The organism is Chitinophaga varians (genome assembly GCF_012641275.1).
Lineage (GTDB): Bacteria > Bacteroidota > Bacteroidia > Chitinophagales > Chitinophagaceae > Chitinophaga > Chitinophaga varians_A.
In genome coordinates, this window is record NZ_JABAIA010000002.1 from 2,019,933 (window position 1) to 2,033,524 (window position 13,592).

The window sequence follows — 13,592 nt, forward strand, 5'->3', positions numbered from 1 at the left end:
CCCATGGGTGTTCCATTTCCGGGCGGGGTTTTATGATTCAGTTAAGCCTAAGGGAAATGGCCGTTGGTAGTGGTTTTCGGGGAGAAATGACCAGAACTCTTGTATTTTCCGTTGAAAGCTATTACTTTCAATCATCAAAAAAATAACAATATGAAAAAACTGAGAAATGCGTGGCTGCTGGCGGGAGGTTTAGCGGTGGCAATGTTTGCACAGTCTGCTAAGGGCCAGGCCAGGGCAGATGCATTGGGCTGGAAACTGGGTGCCCAGGCATGGACATTCAACCATTTTACGCTGGCGGAAGCGCTGGACAAAATGGACAGCTGTGGTATCCAGTATGTGGAAGCCTTTCCGGGCCAGACCATCGGCGGTGGCATTGAAGGCAAACTGGACTATCATATGTCTCCCGACAAACAGGAAAAGGTAAAAGAACTGTTTAAGAAGAAACACAAGGTACTGATGGCTTTTGGCGTGGTAGTGCCCAATTCCGAAGCAGAATGGCGTATGTTGTTCGACTTTGCCAACAGGATGGGCATCCAGAGCATCACCAGTGAGCCGCAGGCGGAGTACCTGGACCTGATTTCTTCGCTCTGTGACCGCTACAACATCAAACTGGCGATCCATGACCATCCGAAACCAAGCCCTTACTGGAACCCTGAAGCCGTGCTGAAAGCTATCGAAGGCAGAAGCAAATTGATGGGCGCCTGCGCTGACATCGGTCACTGGGTACGTTCCGGCCTCGATCCGGTAGAATGCCTGAAGAAACTGAACGGCCACATTGTAAGCCTGCATTTCAAGGACCTGAATGAAAAATCTGAAAAAGGACATGACGTGATCTGGGGCAACGGTGTTTGTCAGATACCAAAAGTACTGGAGACGCTGAAAGCACAGAAGTTCAAAGGCCTTTTCTCTGCAGAATATGAGTACAACTGGGACACTAACGTACCGGAAGTAAAAGAAAGCGCTGCTTTCTGGAGAACAATGGTAAGCAACCTGTAATCATTTAATTTTTCCCATAAACCAAGAGCCCCTCTGGTCCGGTGTTATCCGGTTGCCAGAGGGGCTCTTGGTTTATGGGAAATTTTAGTCTTTCCTTATTTTGTTATTTGGAGGAGTCGGGGGCTGCTTTGGGGGCTGCGTTAGAATCCTCTGTGTTCATGTTTTGCATGCCTTCGCGGGCGTGTTGGCCACCGGGGCCGAAATCCACCTTCATACGTTCCAGCCATTGAACGAACTGTTCAGCGGTCTGTCCGTCACGCTGCAGGTCGGAAGTGAGTCTGCTGGCGGGCAAGGACTGGTAGTAGCGGATTTGCTGCTGGCAGTCTTTGATGATCTGGGCGCTCAGTTCTTCCGCGCGTTTTACATCACCGGCAATGTAGTGTGCGTACACTGTTTGCAGGGACGTATAGTTGTGCATGTTACCCGGAGTGGTCATCGCATACGGGAAGTTAACTTCCTTGAGGTTTTTGTCCATATAGGAGAGCACGGAGATAGCGCTGTCTTTGGAAGCACCGCCCTGAGTCATGGCCACGCTGAGGCGGGTGTAGGACTGGCGCAGGTAGGTCAGCATCTTACGGTTCGGTTCATCGAAGTAAGTACCTGGTGTCTGAGCACCACCGAAAGAGAACTTGTGCATCAGGTTATCGTACATCACTCCTACGTTGGCGTTGATGTCCATGCCCAGCGGGTCGGTCGCTGTTGGTTTAGGCAACGGCACCAGGTGGTAAGCCAGACCATCGGTTTGCAGGTAATCATTCAGACCGAGGTCAGTAGGGCTGGTGAAGTAGATCGGGCGTTTCCAGTTGTTGGTGGCGATGATATCGTAAACAGCCAGGTCATTTTTCAGCAGGTAGCTTTTGGTGACCTTGATGGGCACCTGCGGCAGGATTTTATCTGCGTCTTTTGCACCTACAACGCCGTATTTCAGCACTTCTTCCTTGTTAACCGGGATAAACAACTGGCGGGTAGGCAGGAAGTTTTCTGCGCCACCGTCCTGGGTGTTGATCTTGTTGTGTTCATCATCGCTTCCCATGAAGTCCATGATGTCTTTCAGGTTGAAGTATTTATCGGCCGGAATATTTCCCGGATCGAAGAAGCGGATGTAGTTGCGGGTTTCGCCCTGGTATTTCTCAGGTGTCCAGCTCATCGGGATGGCCGGGCTTTTGTTGACCATTCTGCGTTGCTGATCGATGTACCAGTCCACGCCCAGGAGGCTGAGGTTGATCACCCTGATATCCTGGCGGATGCCTTCCACTTCCTGTGCATACCACAGCGGGTAGGTATCGTTATCGCCTACCGTAAAGAGGATAGCGTTAGGCTGGCAGGATTCCAGGTAATCTTTCGCGATATCGCGGGCGATGTATTTGGTAGAGCGGTCGTGGTCGTCCCATTCCTGAGCGGCCATCAGTACCGGCACGGCCAGGAGGCAGAGGGCGGTAGCGATGGTGGGAGACAGGGCGCTTTTGGTTTTCTTTTTCAGGAAGTTGTACACAGCGAGCACGCCGAGGCCGATCCAGATAGCGAAAGCGTAGAAAGAGCCTACATAAGCGTAGTCACGTTCACGTGGCTGGTTACCCGCCTGGTTGAGGTACAGTACGATCGCGATGCCCGTAAAGAAGAACAGGAGCGATACCACGAGGGTATCTTTACGATGGTTGTTGTACTGGAAGAAGAAACCGATGATACCGAGGATGAACGGCAGGAAGAACAGGGTATTGTGTCCTTTGTTTTCTTTCAGGCTGTCCGGCATCATGCTCTGGTCGCCATAGATCATGTTATCGATGAAGGGGATACCGGAGATCCAGTTACCGTCACGTACGTTGCCGTAGCCCTGGGTATCGTTTTGTTTTCCGACGAAGTTCCACATGAAGTAGCGGAAGTACATGAAGTTCATCTGGTATTGCACAAAGAACTTGATGTTATCGCCGAAGCCTGGTTTTTCGTTGGCGTCGAGTCCGAGCCAGGAGCGGTAGAAGTCCGCGTGCCCCTGATCGTTGCTGGCGTCCCATACGCGTGGGAACAGCATCATATCTTCGGAAGCGTATTTAGGCTCCATCTTTTTGCCGGCCACCACGTATTTCTTAGCGCCGCGGGCGTAGATGTTGCCGCCTTCGTCATACCGTTCGGGGCGGGCGGTGAACACCTGACCATAGATCAGGGGGAAATCGCCATATTGTTCGCGGCCGAGGTAACCTACGAGGGAGATCGGGTTGTCCACGTTGTACATATCTACAGAAGGATTGGAAGTAGAACGCACCATGGTGGTGATATACGTAGAATATCCGAGGAGAGTGAAGAGAATGAAGAGGATGGTCAACCGGCTGAAGTGCAGTGTTTTGCCTGCCTCGAGTTTAACGCCGAATGCTTTCAGCAGGGTTGGTATCAGCAGGAAGAATGCTGCCAGTAATACTTTGAAGAATACCACGCCGCCGCTGGTGTCATTGTAGGCGGGTACCAGGATCACGGAGGCGATCACGATCAGCGGAGCATACAGGCCGAGTTTGGGTTTTCTGTAACCCAGCACCAGTACTGCGGTAATCGCTGCAAAGTAGAAGATAAACCCGGAGAAGTAGCCCATGCCGAGGTTATTGACGAAGATAACGTCCATATAACCGGAGGCCTTTACCGTATCCTGGATCAGGTATTTCTGGATCATACCGGTGATGGCACAGCCGATGATGAAAGCCCAGAAAGTGCCCCATGCAGTGGGTTTGAATCTTTTGAAGTAGTACACCATAACGATGGCCGGGATGGTGAGGAGGTTGAGCAGGTGTACCCCGATGGAGAGGCCCAGGAGGTAAGCGATCAACACGATCCATCTGTCGGCATAAGGTTCGTCGGCCTCATGTTCCCATTTGAGGATGGCCCAGAACACGATGGCGGTAAAGAAGGAGGACATACCATATACTTCACCTTCCACAGCGGAGAACCAGAATGAATCAGAAAAGGTATACGCGAGAGACCCTACGATACCGGCGCCCATGATAGCGATCATTTTTTCACGGGAGATTTCTTCACCGGCTTTAACCATTAGACGACGGGCGAAGTGCGTGATGGTCCAGAAGAGGAACAGGATGGTGAAACCACTGGCCAGGGCAGTCATGGTATTTACGCCCAGGGCGGCCTGTGAGGGTTTCAGGAACATGCTGAAGAGTCTTCCGAGCAACACGAACAGGGGTGCTCCGGGAGGGTGGGGGACTTGTACTTTGTACGCACTGGAAATGAACTCGCCGCAGTCCCACAAGCTGCCCGTGGCCTCCATAGTCATAATGTAAACAGAGCAGGCTATGATGCAAATCACCCAGCCAACTATGTTGTTGGTCCTTTTAAAATTCATAAGGTTGTTTTAAGGTCCGACAAAAATATAAAAAGTAGCAAATTATGCTAATCTGCCGAACAGTTTTAACTTTTTGTAAATATCTTTTTAATTGTTAGCTATCCGCTTGAATAGTAGCCGATTTGGGGGGAATTAAAATACCATTAGAATTCCCGGTCCGCCCGGCGCGCGTTCAGGCTTTGAAAGCCTCTGTAACGGTCCATGCTGCCGGTTTTGCGCTGAAAAGCACTTTAGTGGCGGCCCATGTTTCCCGGAAGAGGTCTGACTGCCGGTAGGCTTCCAGTGCGGTTTCGGACTCCCATTTGCTGAAGGTGAAGAAGGTGTTTCCGGAGGCCGGATGTTCCCAAAGTTCGAGGTGGAGGCATCCGGGGAAGTGCCGGATCAGATTTTGTTGACGGGAAAACAGTTCCCGGAAGGAGTTTACCTTGTCGGGCGCAAACTCCATCTTAACGAGTCTGTTGATCATTGAAATATTATTCTGACAGTTTGGTAAAATGAAAGTTGCTGGAAGCCGGTGGGCTGAGTCAGTTGGTCCCTGCGGAATCCCTGCAGGCCGAAGAGGCCGGCGGCATTTCCTTTGTTGATGGCTATTTCGAGATAGCCGGCAGCGTTAAAGAGGGCCAGTTTCTGGCCTTCGGGCACGTCGGCGTAGGATTCGCTGATCTGGTTGATGACTTCATTGCGGCGGAAGAATATCTGGAAGCGGCGGTTCTTGCGTTGCGCATCGAACTGGTCGCGGGTGATATTGACCACTACGTTTTCGAAGCTGTCGATATGGATGATCTGGCCTTCGATGAAGTCATCGCCTACCAGGGGTTGCAGGTTATGTTTCACCTGGATCTGTTGGGTGAGAGGGGCTATTTCCCCGAGCGCTTTGCCTCTGCTCAGTTCACGGGCAGCCATGGCCAGCAGCTGGATCATGGTGAACGTGGTCTTGGGCGCATTGGCGGGCAGCGGTATTTTCACCACTTTCTCCGGCATACCTCCGGCGATCATGGTCAGCAGGCCGTTATCGGCGCAGCCGATATACTGGCCGTTATGTTCGGCCACCAGGACGTGGTCCGGTTTCCGGTCGAACAGATTGATCAATACAAAATGGAACGTGCCGAGCGGAAACCAGGCGAAAGCGCTTTTACAGATGTAAGTAGCCTGGGGGAGATTGAACGGGCTGATATGGTGGGTGATGTCAGTAACATGACATTCCGGGCAGTAATGCCAGAGCTGCCCTTTGATGGCACCTACCAGGTAATCCTGCATCCCTATGTCTGATGTTAATGTTATAATGGACATGCCAGAAATTCTAAATCCCGCTCTAAATTCACATTTCAACGCCCTTCCTTGCTAACAGTTACCGGTATCACATCTGAATGGCATAATTAAATGTCCGCTTTCCTTCCAAAAAAGATGCCATGGGGTTTTAAATGCAATCTCATTGCAAATAAAGGTAAAAATACCGATGGCGCCTATTTTAAGCAGAAAATTTGATTTTTACTGTAAAGGGGAATTGGGTTCTTTCTTAAAGTGGTTATAAACGAGTTTGTCCAGCATGCCGGGTATCACCCTGCTGAGGAATACGGTGAGTTTGCCCTGTCCTGTCAGTACCAGCGTGCGTTTGCGCTTAGCGATAGCTTTGGCGATGGCTGTTGCCACGGCTTCAGCGCTCATGAGTTTGTCCTCGTCGAGCGGCGTTTCACTCTGTGCCTGTCCCTGCGGGTCCAGCGCCGTATTCCGTATATTCGACGACGTGAAGCCAGGGCATACCCACATCACGTTGACGCCTGTATGCAGATTCTCGGTCCTCAATGCCTCGAGGAAACCCTGCATTGCGAATTTGGAAGCGGAGTAGCCGGTCCGCCCCGGAAGGCCTCTATATCCCGCGATAGAAGAAACTCCCACGACAGTGCCCTTCGACGCCAGGATAGCCGGCAACGCATACTTGGTGCAATAAACAGTCCCCCAGAAATTGATATCCATCAGCGACTTCAGCACACTCAAATCCAGATCACGGAACAGCGCCCGCATGGAAATACCTGCGTTGTTGATCAACACGTCAATACCGCCGAACTGTTTATTCACCGCTTCAATGAATGCCTTACAATCGTCTTCTTTACTCACGTCCGCAACAAAGATGAACAGCCCCTTCGGATTATTCAGCTCATTGCGCAGCGCTTCCAGCGCCGGCAGCTTGCGGCCGCATACCGCCACGTTAGCGCCGTGTTGCAGCATCTCCACCACCATGGCCCTGCCAATCCCCGACGATCCGCCGGTAATAACCACTGTCTTGTTCTGAAAGAAAGTTTTCATGGGTATATTTTTGCACTGCAAAAATAGGCGAGAAGTTCATAGTAACAGCATTTTATTATAGGTGTGATACATATTTGTACTGCTGTTATTGGCTTATAAGCCTTATTGGTGGGGATCTTCAGAATTTTTTTGACAAAAACTTGTTTAAAAATAAATTATTCCTATTTTTGCACTCCCTTCAGAAAAGGGAATGATTCCGTAGCTCAGTTGGTAGAGCAATACACTTTTAATGTATGGGCCCTGGGTTCGAGTCCCAGCGGGATCACAGACAACTTATAAACCTCGCGCTAGTCGCGGGGTTTTGTTTTTTTAGTTGGAGTGGTTAGTTGAGTTCCTTTTGTATAACCCCGATTTCTTTCCCGTACTTTATACAGGTTAATCAGCTTTTACTAAGATACGAAATATTAAACAAGATATTATTGTAACCTGCTTCGTTTTTTATATTAGACGATAACATCAAGGTACCTTGGCGTTTTTGAATGTAAAAATAATGGGCCTTGCCTTAAGGTGCTAATAATCTAAACTATTTATTGGGTAATAACTTTTTTATCAATGGATATTGAGGTCTAGTTTGATATGTTATTCCAATACGTTTAGTAATAAGGATAGAAAGCAATCAATACTTTCTATCCTTTCAATTCTAGTTGCATTCATCATCATCATCATTCTGATTTTTTTTATGATCCTCATCATCATCGAAGTCAAAATGTTTTACTCCCTTGGTTTTGTATTTCATACAAAACCAACCATTTTTGCCATTCGGACTAACTGATGCATGTATGTATAAATCCGAAACGTTTCGGTATTCTATTGGTACATCAAATTCATTGGGGTCTCCTGAATTCCAAGTTTTCCAAAATTTTCTATCATCGCTGTCAGTACCAATTTGGAAAGTAATTTGGGAAGCTTGAGTCTTTCCTGTGTTTACAGAAATCCACCAGCCGTTTTTTTCTGCCATATATTTTATTTTACATTTGCCTACTCTATACAGTTTTCGGCTAAACCTGTTGCGTACTCTATTATTTTATGTTGCTTTTCCGCTTTCTCCAACATTAGATGGCAAGTCCCGATTTGCCTATTTAATTCATGATGTGATAAAATATTTGGACGGTTATAAATCTCTCCATTTAGGATTGTCAGATTGATTGGTGGTGTAATTAAAATGGCAATAGCCTATCGTTGTAAAAACACTTGTTCATAAGGTGCTTTTGTTCTTCCAAGAGGCAGGTGTATTTTTCTTTTCACCGGCGGTAAAATTCTTAATGTTACATTTAAAAATCATTCTCTAATTGCAAACAATTATGCGAACATATAGTATCCAAATTCATTTTGAGCTCCAATTTTATAGGTTGCATAGTCTTGAGGTTAGCAGAATTAGTACTTTTTGAAAGAATTTATTTTTTTCAATTTGCTATGAAATATGGAGTGGAAATTCGAAGGAAATTTCTTTATAACAAATTCACAAATTTCTTTTGCCTTATTATAATTCGACAGCCTAATTAAGATTTCAGAGGATTGATATAATCCAGTGATTGCGTTTTGCCTAGAGCCAGAACTAATTTTATCGACGTTTATTCTTTTGATATGATCGTAAAATAGATGTCCCATATGTTTCCAAATATTATAGAATTGATCCTTTATTACTTGGTTCCGCTTTGAAAAATCAATCTGGCTGATTTCATTGTATTTTAAATCCTCTTTTAAATCATCTTTTTTGTTAATGTAATATATGGACCTGTAGGTTAAGAGAAGTCCATGTAATTCTAAGTTTATATCATTGTTCAAGTTTCTGTTCAATGCACAAAAGTCAAGTAGGGCGTCAATTGCTTTCTCTTTATTGGTATCGGATGCCAGAGCCCAATTATATGCAGCATACATTTTCATGAATTTCCCATCTTTGGAAAAAAGATGGAATACTTCCTCAAGCACATTAACAGCGGATTCTTTTTTGCCTCTATCAATTACTAGGTAGGAAGATAGATTTAGTACTGCCTGTAGCTTTATATCGAGTGGAGAATTTGCTCTGTTTATAATAAATCTATATGAGCTGATTACTTCTTCTTCATTTTTTGTAAGCCTATTAGTGTCTGCGCTTTGTAGTAATGCCAGTTCTGTATCTAGCTTTTTATCTTTGGAAATTAGCTGTGTTTTGCGTTTGTACTTATTTTTGAATGATTCTTCCTGAAAATTAAAGTAATCATTCATTTTTTGTAATATTTCTTTAGAATAGACATTGAAAAAGTCATTCTCTTTTACTTCGACTATTCTAAGTTTCACAAGCTCCTGAATCCCAGAATCGAATTTTTGCTCTTCATTTTCAAGTCCAACAATAAACTTCAACTTATTAACCAGGTTACTAAGGTCTTTAGTTGTTACTAATAAGCTTATAGCAACAAAAATTTCCTGTGCCGTTTTGCTCAGATAGTTGTAAATGCGGCCATATAAAAAATCAATTGCTTCGGCAGAATCCTTTATGTCCTTGGATAGAGAATCTTCAATTTTCCCATTTTGCACTAAAATATGTGCAAATTGAAAAATAAATAGTGGTCTTCCTCCTGTAATAAAATGGAGTCTTTGGCTATTGTTCGGATTTTTCATTTTTTGTTTGAAAGCTTCCATAGGAACATCAGAAAAGTCATTTTCCAGAATTTTCAGGAAAAAATCCAAGGTTTTTTCCTGGTTCAATTCGTTCGTTTCAATCTCATCTCCAATTTTCAAATCGGCTCTTGTAGTAACAATAATTTTATGGTTGATGGGATTAAGCTTTCTGATAAATTCAGTCATTTTTGCCTTTTCCTCTTCAGCAAAAGTTTCATAGTCATCAATTATCAATAATATCTTTCCCTGATATTTCTCTATTGCTTCAGTATCAGAGCTATCTATGTCAAATATAATTTTATTTAATTTGTTAATTATTTCTCTAAGAGTCGAGACCGATTCAAATAATTCCTGAATTTTTCCTGTGTGGTAGTTATAAAACCTGTCTTTAGCGCTTAAGAAAATAATGTAGTCGAATTTTTTTTCAAAGCCCTTAGATAATTCCTCGCAAACATTTTGTATCGTAGCTGTTTTGCCTACGCCACCATGGCCCCACATTGTCGCGCTTACGGAATGGTTAGTTTTTATAAGAAAATCAAGAATTCTCTTTTTAATGCCTATGTCAATATAATTGGTGTAATTATTCTTATAAACATTTAAGATTGTTCCATTTGGACTTTTTCTTTTTTTACCATCGTTGACGATCTCAGCTTCCACAAAATCACTCCAATCTTTTGTATGCAATCCTGTTTGGAAAATTTTGTTATATTTTACTTTACCCAATAAAGGTTCTTGAATGGACGCGAATATATATATATCATCAACGTTGAGAAGTTCTATGAAGGGTGAAAGTCTATAATATTGGTTTTCCGAGTTTTGTAAATAAAGGTTATTTACTTTTAGATTAGCTGTTTTTATTGAGCAACTCCAGGGGTAATATTCGGTGCCATCAGGTTTGTAGGATATTCCTCTGTAGAAACTATTCTCCAACTTTTCTACATAAATAATATCGAAATCTTGTTTAATTAACTCAATATTGGAGGATACTACTACGTCGTAAATCTCTTTTAAAGCCTTCAAATAATCTTCTATGCCGTCATTAAATACATATCCATGTCCTATTTTTTCATTTCTGATTTTTGGATATTTCGAAATTGAATTGTTTATTTTTCCATCTTTAAATAAATCCCCATTAATATCAAGCTTTCTATTGATTTCTAAAATGCTACCTATGCTTGGCTGTTGAATTCTTCTGAGTATATATTCTCTGTCATCATCATTAAGAATAGATATATTTTTATTCCATAAATAAGCTAAGAAATAGATAAGAAGGTATTCAAGTCTTACTTGGTAATAAATTTTAAGCTCCGAGTTGGAGCCGCTATTTTCGAGGAATGCGATCCTACGTTCAATTTTTTTTCGAATATATTCCATACGTAATTGAGATTTAAATAGGATAAATTGTTTGTATTTAACTACTATTAGCCCCTTACATTTTAATAAATCGTTTTGAGTATTTCATTTATTTTAAATATAGGGTACTTTATGGATTATTATTTTTGTCAATTTAAGGATTTTTGTTAAAATAGCAATTAAGGTTCCCTAATCAGCTGGAACCCGCAAGATGTTCGATGTCACAACCAGATTGCAATTTCCTGTCTAGTAGAAATTGCAGGATAACAGGTTGTAGTACAACCTAGCTTTGGCGTTTTCCCTACAAAGTTTGGTCGCTGATTTACAATTTGAAGGGGGCGCGTTTTTTTAAAAACTTTTAATTATTTCGAATGGATAGGTATCCCTCGATAATTTGAAAACAATATGTGTGAGTGGAAGTATGAGAAAGGAAAACGTTATGTCCCCAATGTCATTATTCTCCGATCTAGACCAATTTTGACAACTTATTAGATTAGTAATCCGCGAAGAATTTGTTCGTCAAAGAAAAAGCTAGTTTACGTAATCGTCTATTTGGAGAGAGGGGTGCCACCACAAAAGCGGAGGATTTAACCTGGCATCGCTGCCGCGGGGCCTGCGCCGTATGAACACATTTTGTTGCAACGGTAGGCTACAGCCGGACTTTAGTAAAAAAACATTTATTCGTAAGGCACTTTGGTTTCGCGGGGATAGCTGTATTTTTTTCTTTCCACCCGCAACAGAATCAGCAGTTGTTACTGTTTGTGGAAGTAGAAAACCTCTTCCGGCGGTTTTTGCGGAGCTGGTACATGCGGCGTTGCCACCTGCACCCGGAGATGGAGTGGCGCTGCTCCAGGCAGGCCCCACCCGCGAAGATTGAATGGCGCGTTCAACATTCCGTTTGCGGATTGGATAAAGATAATACAAGTACTATCTTTGCGCATTTTGCCCTTTGGGCAGATCAATTTGATTGGTAACAGCATACTCAAAAATTTTTAGTTGAGTTTTTAGTTGAGTTCAATGCTGTTAACCGTTATAAAGGTAGGGCTTTGAAAAATCGGATGGTGTTATAAAATGTTGAAAATCAGCGAATAAACGTAAGGCTAAATAAAGTTGTGTAAGGCTTTTCCTGACTTCTGTAATCCCAGCGGGATCACAAACAAGAGTAAAAAGAAATACTCTTATGTAATTAAAGCCTTTAAAGCTGCTTAAATCGTAGGATTTAAGCAGCTTTAAAGGCTTTTATGATGTGCTTATCTTAACTATGCTTTGTTTGATGATCAGTTTAATTTAATTGATGATAATAGTGGGGTAAAACAGGTAAAGGAAGAGCCAGATCAGTTACAAACTCTGGGTACCGATAAGATGGTCATAAAAAAAGTGGCTTCCAGTACGTTTACACCGGCAACGAAACACCGCAGAATGTTTACTTCGATAATCTTGTTCTGGCGGCAAGTAACGGGCCGGTATTGGAAGAACCCACACTACTATCCCGAGGGTTGATAATGGATGGCATCAGTTGCCATGCTCTGTCCCGTATAGAACCCAACAAAGAATTGTTTCAGGGTAAGGAACTGCAACATAATGAATTTAGTGATGGCTCCGGTATGACTTTGAAGCCCGTTATTACGATCAGCGTTTAGGACGTTGGTTCTCTCCAGACCCGGATCAAATAATCCAAGGGTAGCTGCAGCAGGCTTAGGAGAAGGTGGTAGTACGACCTATCCTGAATATTATGATGGTAGCGTTTACAGGCCAGCTCATACTGTTTTAAGAGATGGCCTGTAAACGCTACCAGTGCAGAAGGCGAAGGAGCTGCTGGTGCATCGAAATCACTTACTAATATTGAGGTAAATATCAATTATACAGGAGAATACAATTATTGAAGCCGATAATATTTCGATGAAGGGGATAAAGGATGAGTATTTTGCGTGTTTTATTGATGATAATAGTGAACTGGAGATCTCAGTGCCAATTAAAATATATCAAAGCTCTGATGCCCTAAGTTTAGTATGGGATGAAGATATTGTAAATTACTTTCCAGTTTCTGGTAATTGTATCTTAGGTGTAAATGAAAATAGTTGCTTGAGTGTCGTTACTATTAGGTGTTTGAATGAAGAAAAGATGGCTGGAATATTTGATACTATCTAATAAATTGTGCAAAGCAATTTTCGCCCTTTGTTCGCTCAATAACCTGACACCGAACGACGTCGTTGAAACATATAAAAACGTCCGAAATATCTGATTTACCATGTTCCGCACGAAGCTCAATTGCATAGGTCTGACTAAAAAGCATATAACGGGTATATGCTTTTTAGTCAGACTGAAGTTTCAGATGTGGATTATTTTTTGGGTACCGTTATAGTTGGGTCCCATTGGAAATAGCCATACGGAATTTGATTATTTCCGGAATCGTCCAACGTATACAGCGCAAAATTTACCATAAATGCTTCAGTACCAGGCATACCTACGGTTGCTTTATAGGAATAGAAGGTAACTGATTTCTGTTTTGCCGGCAATCCATTTGAATTGATGTCTGGATTAGGCACAGCTGCACCTATTCTTGTTACCGGTGTATATTGGAATGCGTCAAATACGTCATCATTAGGTGTTATATTCGGATTCGTGTTCTTGATGATATTATACAGAATCACGGCGTTATCCTGGTTATCGGAAGCAGATACTGCACGGAAGGAAACAGTGTCCTCTACATGCGCTTTGAAGCTTAAATCGGCTGTGCCCTGGCCACTGATGATTCCACGTGATCCGGTGCAAACCATGTATTCGCTGTCATGGTCTATCGGATAAGGGTTTTCTTGTGTGGACTTGCTAGGGTCGAGATTGTTATCTTCACAGTATTTTATTACATAGTTTGTGTCAATCACTATTGTAATTTCGATATCGGCAGGTTCATTCTGATCTGTGAGAGAACCTTTTAACGGGCTTGTTCTTACGGTAGTCATAAAATAGAATTTTTAGTTTATACCTACTCTGTTATGGCTTTTCG

General features: G+C 43.2%; 9 protein-coding genes and 1 tRNA gene. 2 read left to right on the forward strand and 8 right to left on the reverse strand.

The features are described 5' to 3' along the window. Positions 1–150 precede the first annotated feature (150 nt). A complete protein-coding gene (locus HGH92_RS22935; protein ID WP_168873067.1) occupies positions 151–996 on the forward strand; it encodes a sugar phosphate isomerase/epimerase family protein in 846 nt (281 codons plus the stop codon). Between the two features lie 103 nt (positions 997–1,099). Here HGH92_RS22935 and HGH92_RS22940 read toward each other — a convergent pair whose 3' ends face one another. The 4 genes from HGH92_RS22940 to HGH92_RS22955 form a co-directional block, all read right to left on the reverse strand. After that, positions 1,100–4,333, reverse strand: a complete 3,234-nt coding sequence (locus tag HGH92_RS22940) for a DUF2723 domain-containing protein (RefSeq protein WP_168873068.1) — start codon at positions 4,331–4,333, stop codon at positions 1,100–1,102. 172 nt (positions 4,334–4,505) lie between these two features. Continuing rightward, complete coding sequence (locus HGH92_RS22945) at positions 4,506–4,799, reverse strand: putative quinol monooxygenase (protein ID WP_168873069.1); 294 nt, start codon at positions 4,797–4,799, stop codon at positions 4,506–4,508. After that, positions 4,796–5,623, reverse strand: coding sequence for an S-adenosyl-l-methionine hydroxide adenosyltransferase family protein (locus HGH92_RS22950; RefSeq protein WP_168873070.1), 828 nt, complete (start codon positions 5,621–5,623; stop codon positions 4,796–4,798). Before HGH92_RS22950 ends, HGH92_RS22945 begins: the two co-directional genes overlap by 4 nt. Before the next feature lie 198 nt (positions 5,624–5,821). Next, complete coding sequence (locus tag HGH92_RS22955) at positions 5,822–6,637, reverse strand: SDR family oxidoreductase (RefSeq protein WP_168873071.1); 816 nt, start codon at positions 6,635–6,637, stop codon at positions 5,822–5,824. Positions 6,638–6,829: 192 nt separating this feature from the next. Between HGH92_RS22955 and HGH92_RS22960 the strand changes: the two genes are divergently transcribed. Further along, positions 6,830–6,902 (forward strand) — tRNA-Lys (locus HGH92_RS22960). A gap of 375 nt (positions 6,903–7,277) precedes the next feature. Here HGH92_RS22960 and HGH92_RS22965 read toward each other — a convergent pair. The 4 genes from HGH92_RS22965 to HGH92_RS22980 all read right to left on the reverse strand — a co-directional run bounded on the left by HGH92_RS22965 (position 7,278) and on the right by HGH92_RS22980 (position 13,548). Next, the gene (locus tag HGH92_RS22965) at positions 7,278–7,595 is read right to left on the reverse strand and encodes a hypothetical protein (protein ID WP_168873072.1); all 318 of its coding nucleotides are present in this window, start codon (positions 7,593–7,595) and stop codon (positions 7,278–7,280) included. Positions 7,596–8,011: 416 nt separating this feature from the next. After that, the gene (locus tag HGH92_RS22970) at positions 8,012–10,609 is read right to left on the reverse strand and encodes an NB-ARC domain-containing protein (protein WP_168873073.1); all 2,598 of its coding nucleotides are present in this window, start codon (positions 10,607–10,609) and stop codon (positions 8,012–8,014) included. Positions 10,610–11,340: 731 nt separating this feature from the next. Beyond that, positions 11,341–11,481 (reverse strand): hypothetical protein, encoded by a 141-nt coding sequence (locus tag HGH92_RS22975; RefSeq protein ID WP_168873074.1) that lies wholly within the window; start codon positions 11,479–11,481, stop codon positions 11,341–11,343. A 1,446-nt stretch (positions 11,482–12,927) separates the two neighbouring features. After that, complete coding sequence (locus HGH92_RS22980) at positions 12,928–13,548, reverse strand: inclusion body family protein (protein WP_168873075.1); 621 nt, start codon at positions 13,546–13,548, stop codon at positions 12,928–12,930. Positions 13,549–13,592: the final 44 nt, after the last annotated feature.

Bases quoted from the DNA above. Each gene is read 5' to 3' on its own strand.
- HGH92_RS22935 (WP_168873067.1), top strand. From the start codon at position 151: ATGAAAAAACTGAGAAATGCGTGGCTGCTGGCGGGAGGTTTAGCGGTG.
- HGH92_RS22940 (WP_168873068.1), bottom strand. From the start codon at position 4,333: ATGAATTTTAAAAGGACCAACAACATAGTTGGCTGGGTGATTTGCATC.
- HGH92_RS22945 (WP_168873069.1), bottom strand. From the start codon at position 4,799: ATGATCAACAGACTCGTTAAGATGGAGTTTGCGCCCGACAAGGTAAAC.
- HGH92_RS22950 (WP_168873070.1), bottom strand. From the start codon at position 5,623: ATGTCCATTATAACATTAACATCAGACATAGGGATGCAGGATTACCTG.
- HGH92_RS22955 (WP_168873071.1), bottom strand. From the start codon at position 6,637: ATGAAAACTTTCTTTCAGAACAAGACAGTGGTTATTACCGGCGGATCG.
- HGH92_RS22965 (WP_168873072.1), bottom strand. From the start codon at position 7,595: ATGGCAGAAAAAAACGGCTGGTGGATTTCTGTAAACACAGGAAAGACT.
- HGH92_RS22970 (WP_168873073.1), bottom strand. From the start codon at position 10,609: ATGGAATATATTCGAAAAAAAATTGAACGTAGGATCGCATTCCTCGAA.
- HGH92_RS22975 (WP_168873074.1), bottom strand. From the start codon at position 11,481: ATGTTGAACGCGCCATTCAATCTTCGCGGGTGGGGCCTGCCTGGAGCA.
- HGH92_RS22980 (WP_168873075.1), bottom strand. From the start codon at position 13,548: ATGACTACCGTAAGAACAAGCCCGTTAAAAGGTTCTCTCACAGATCAG.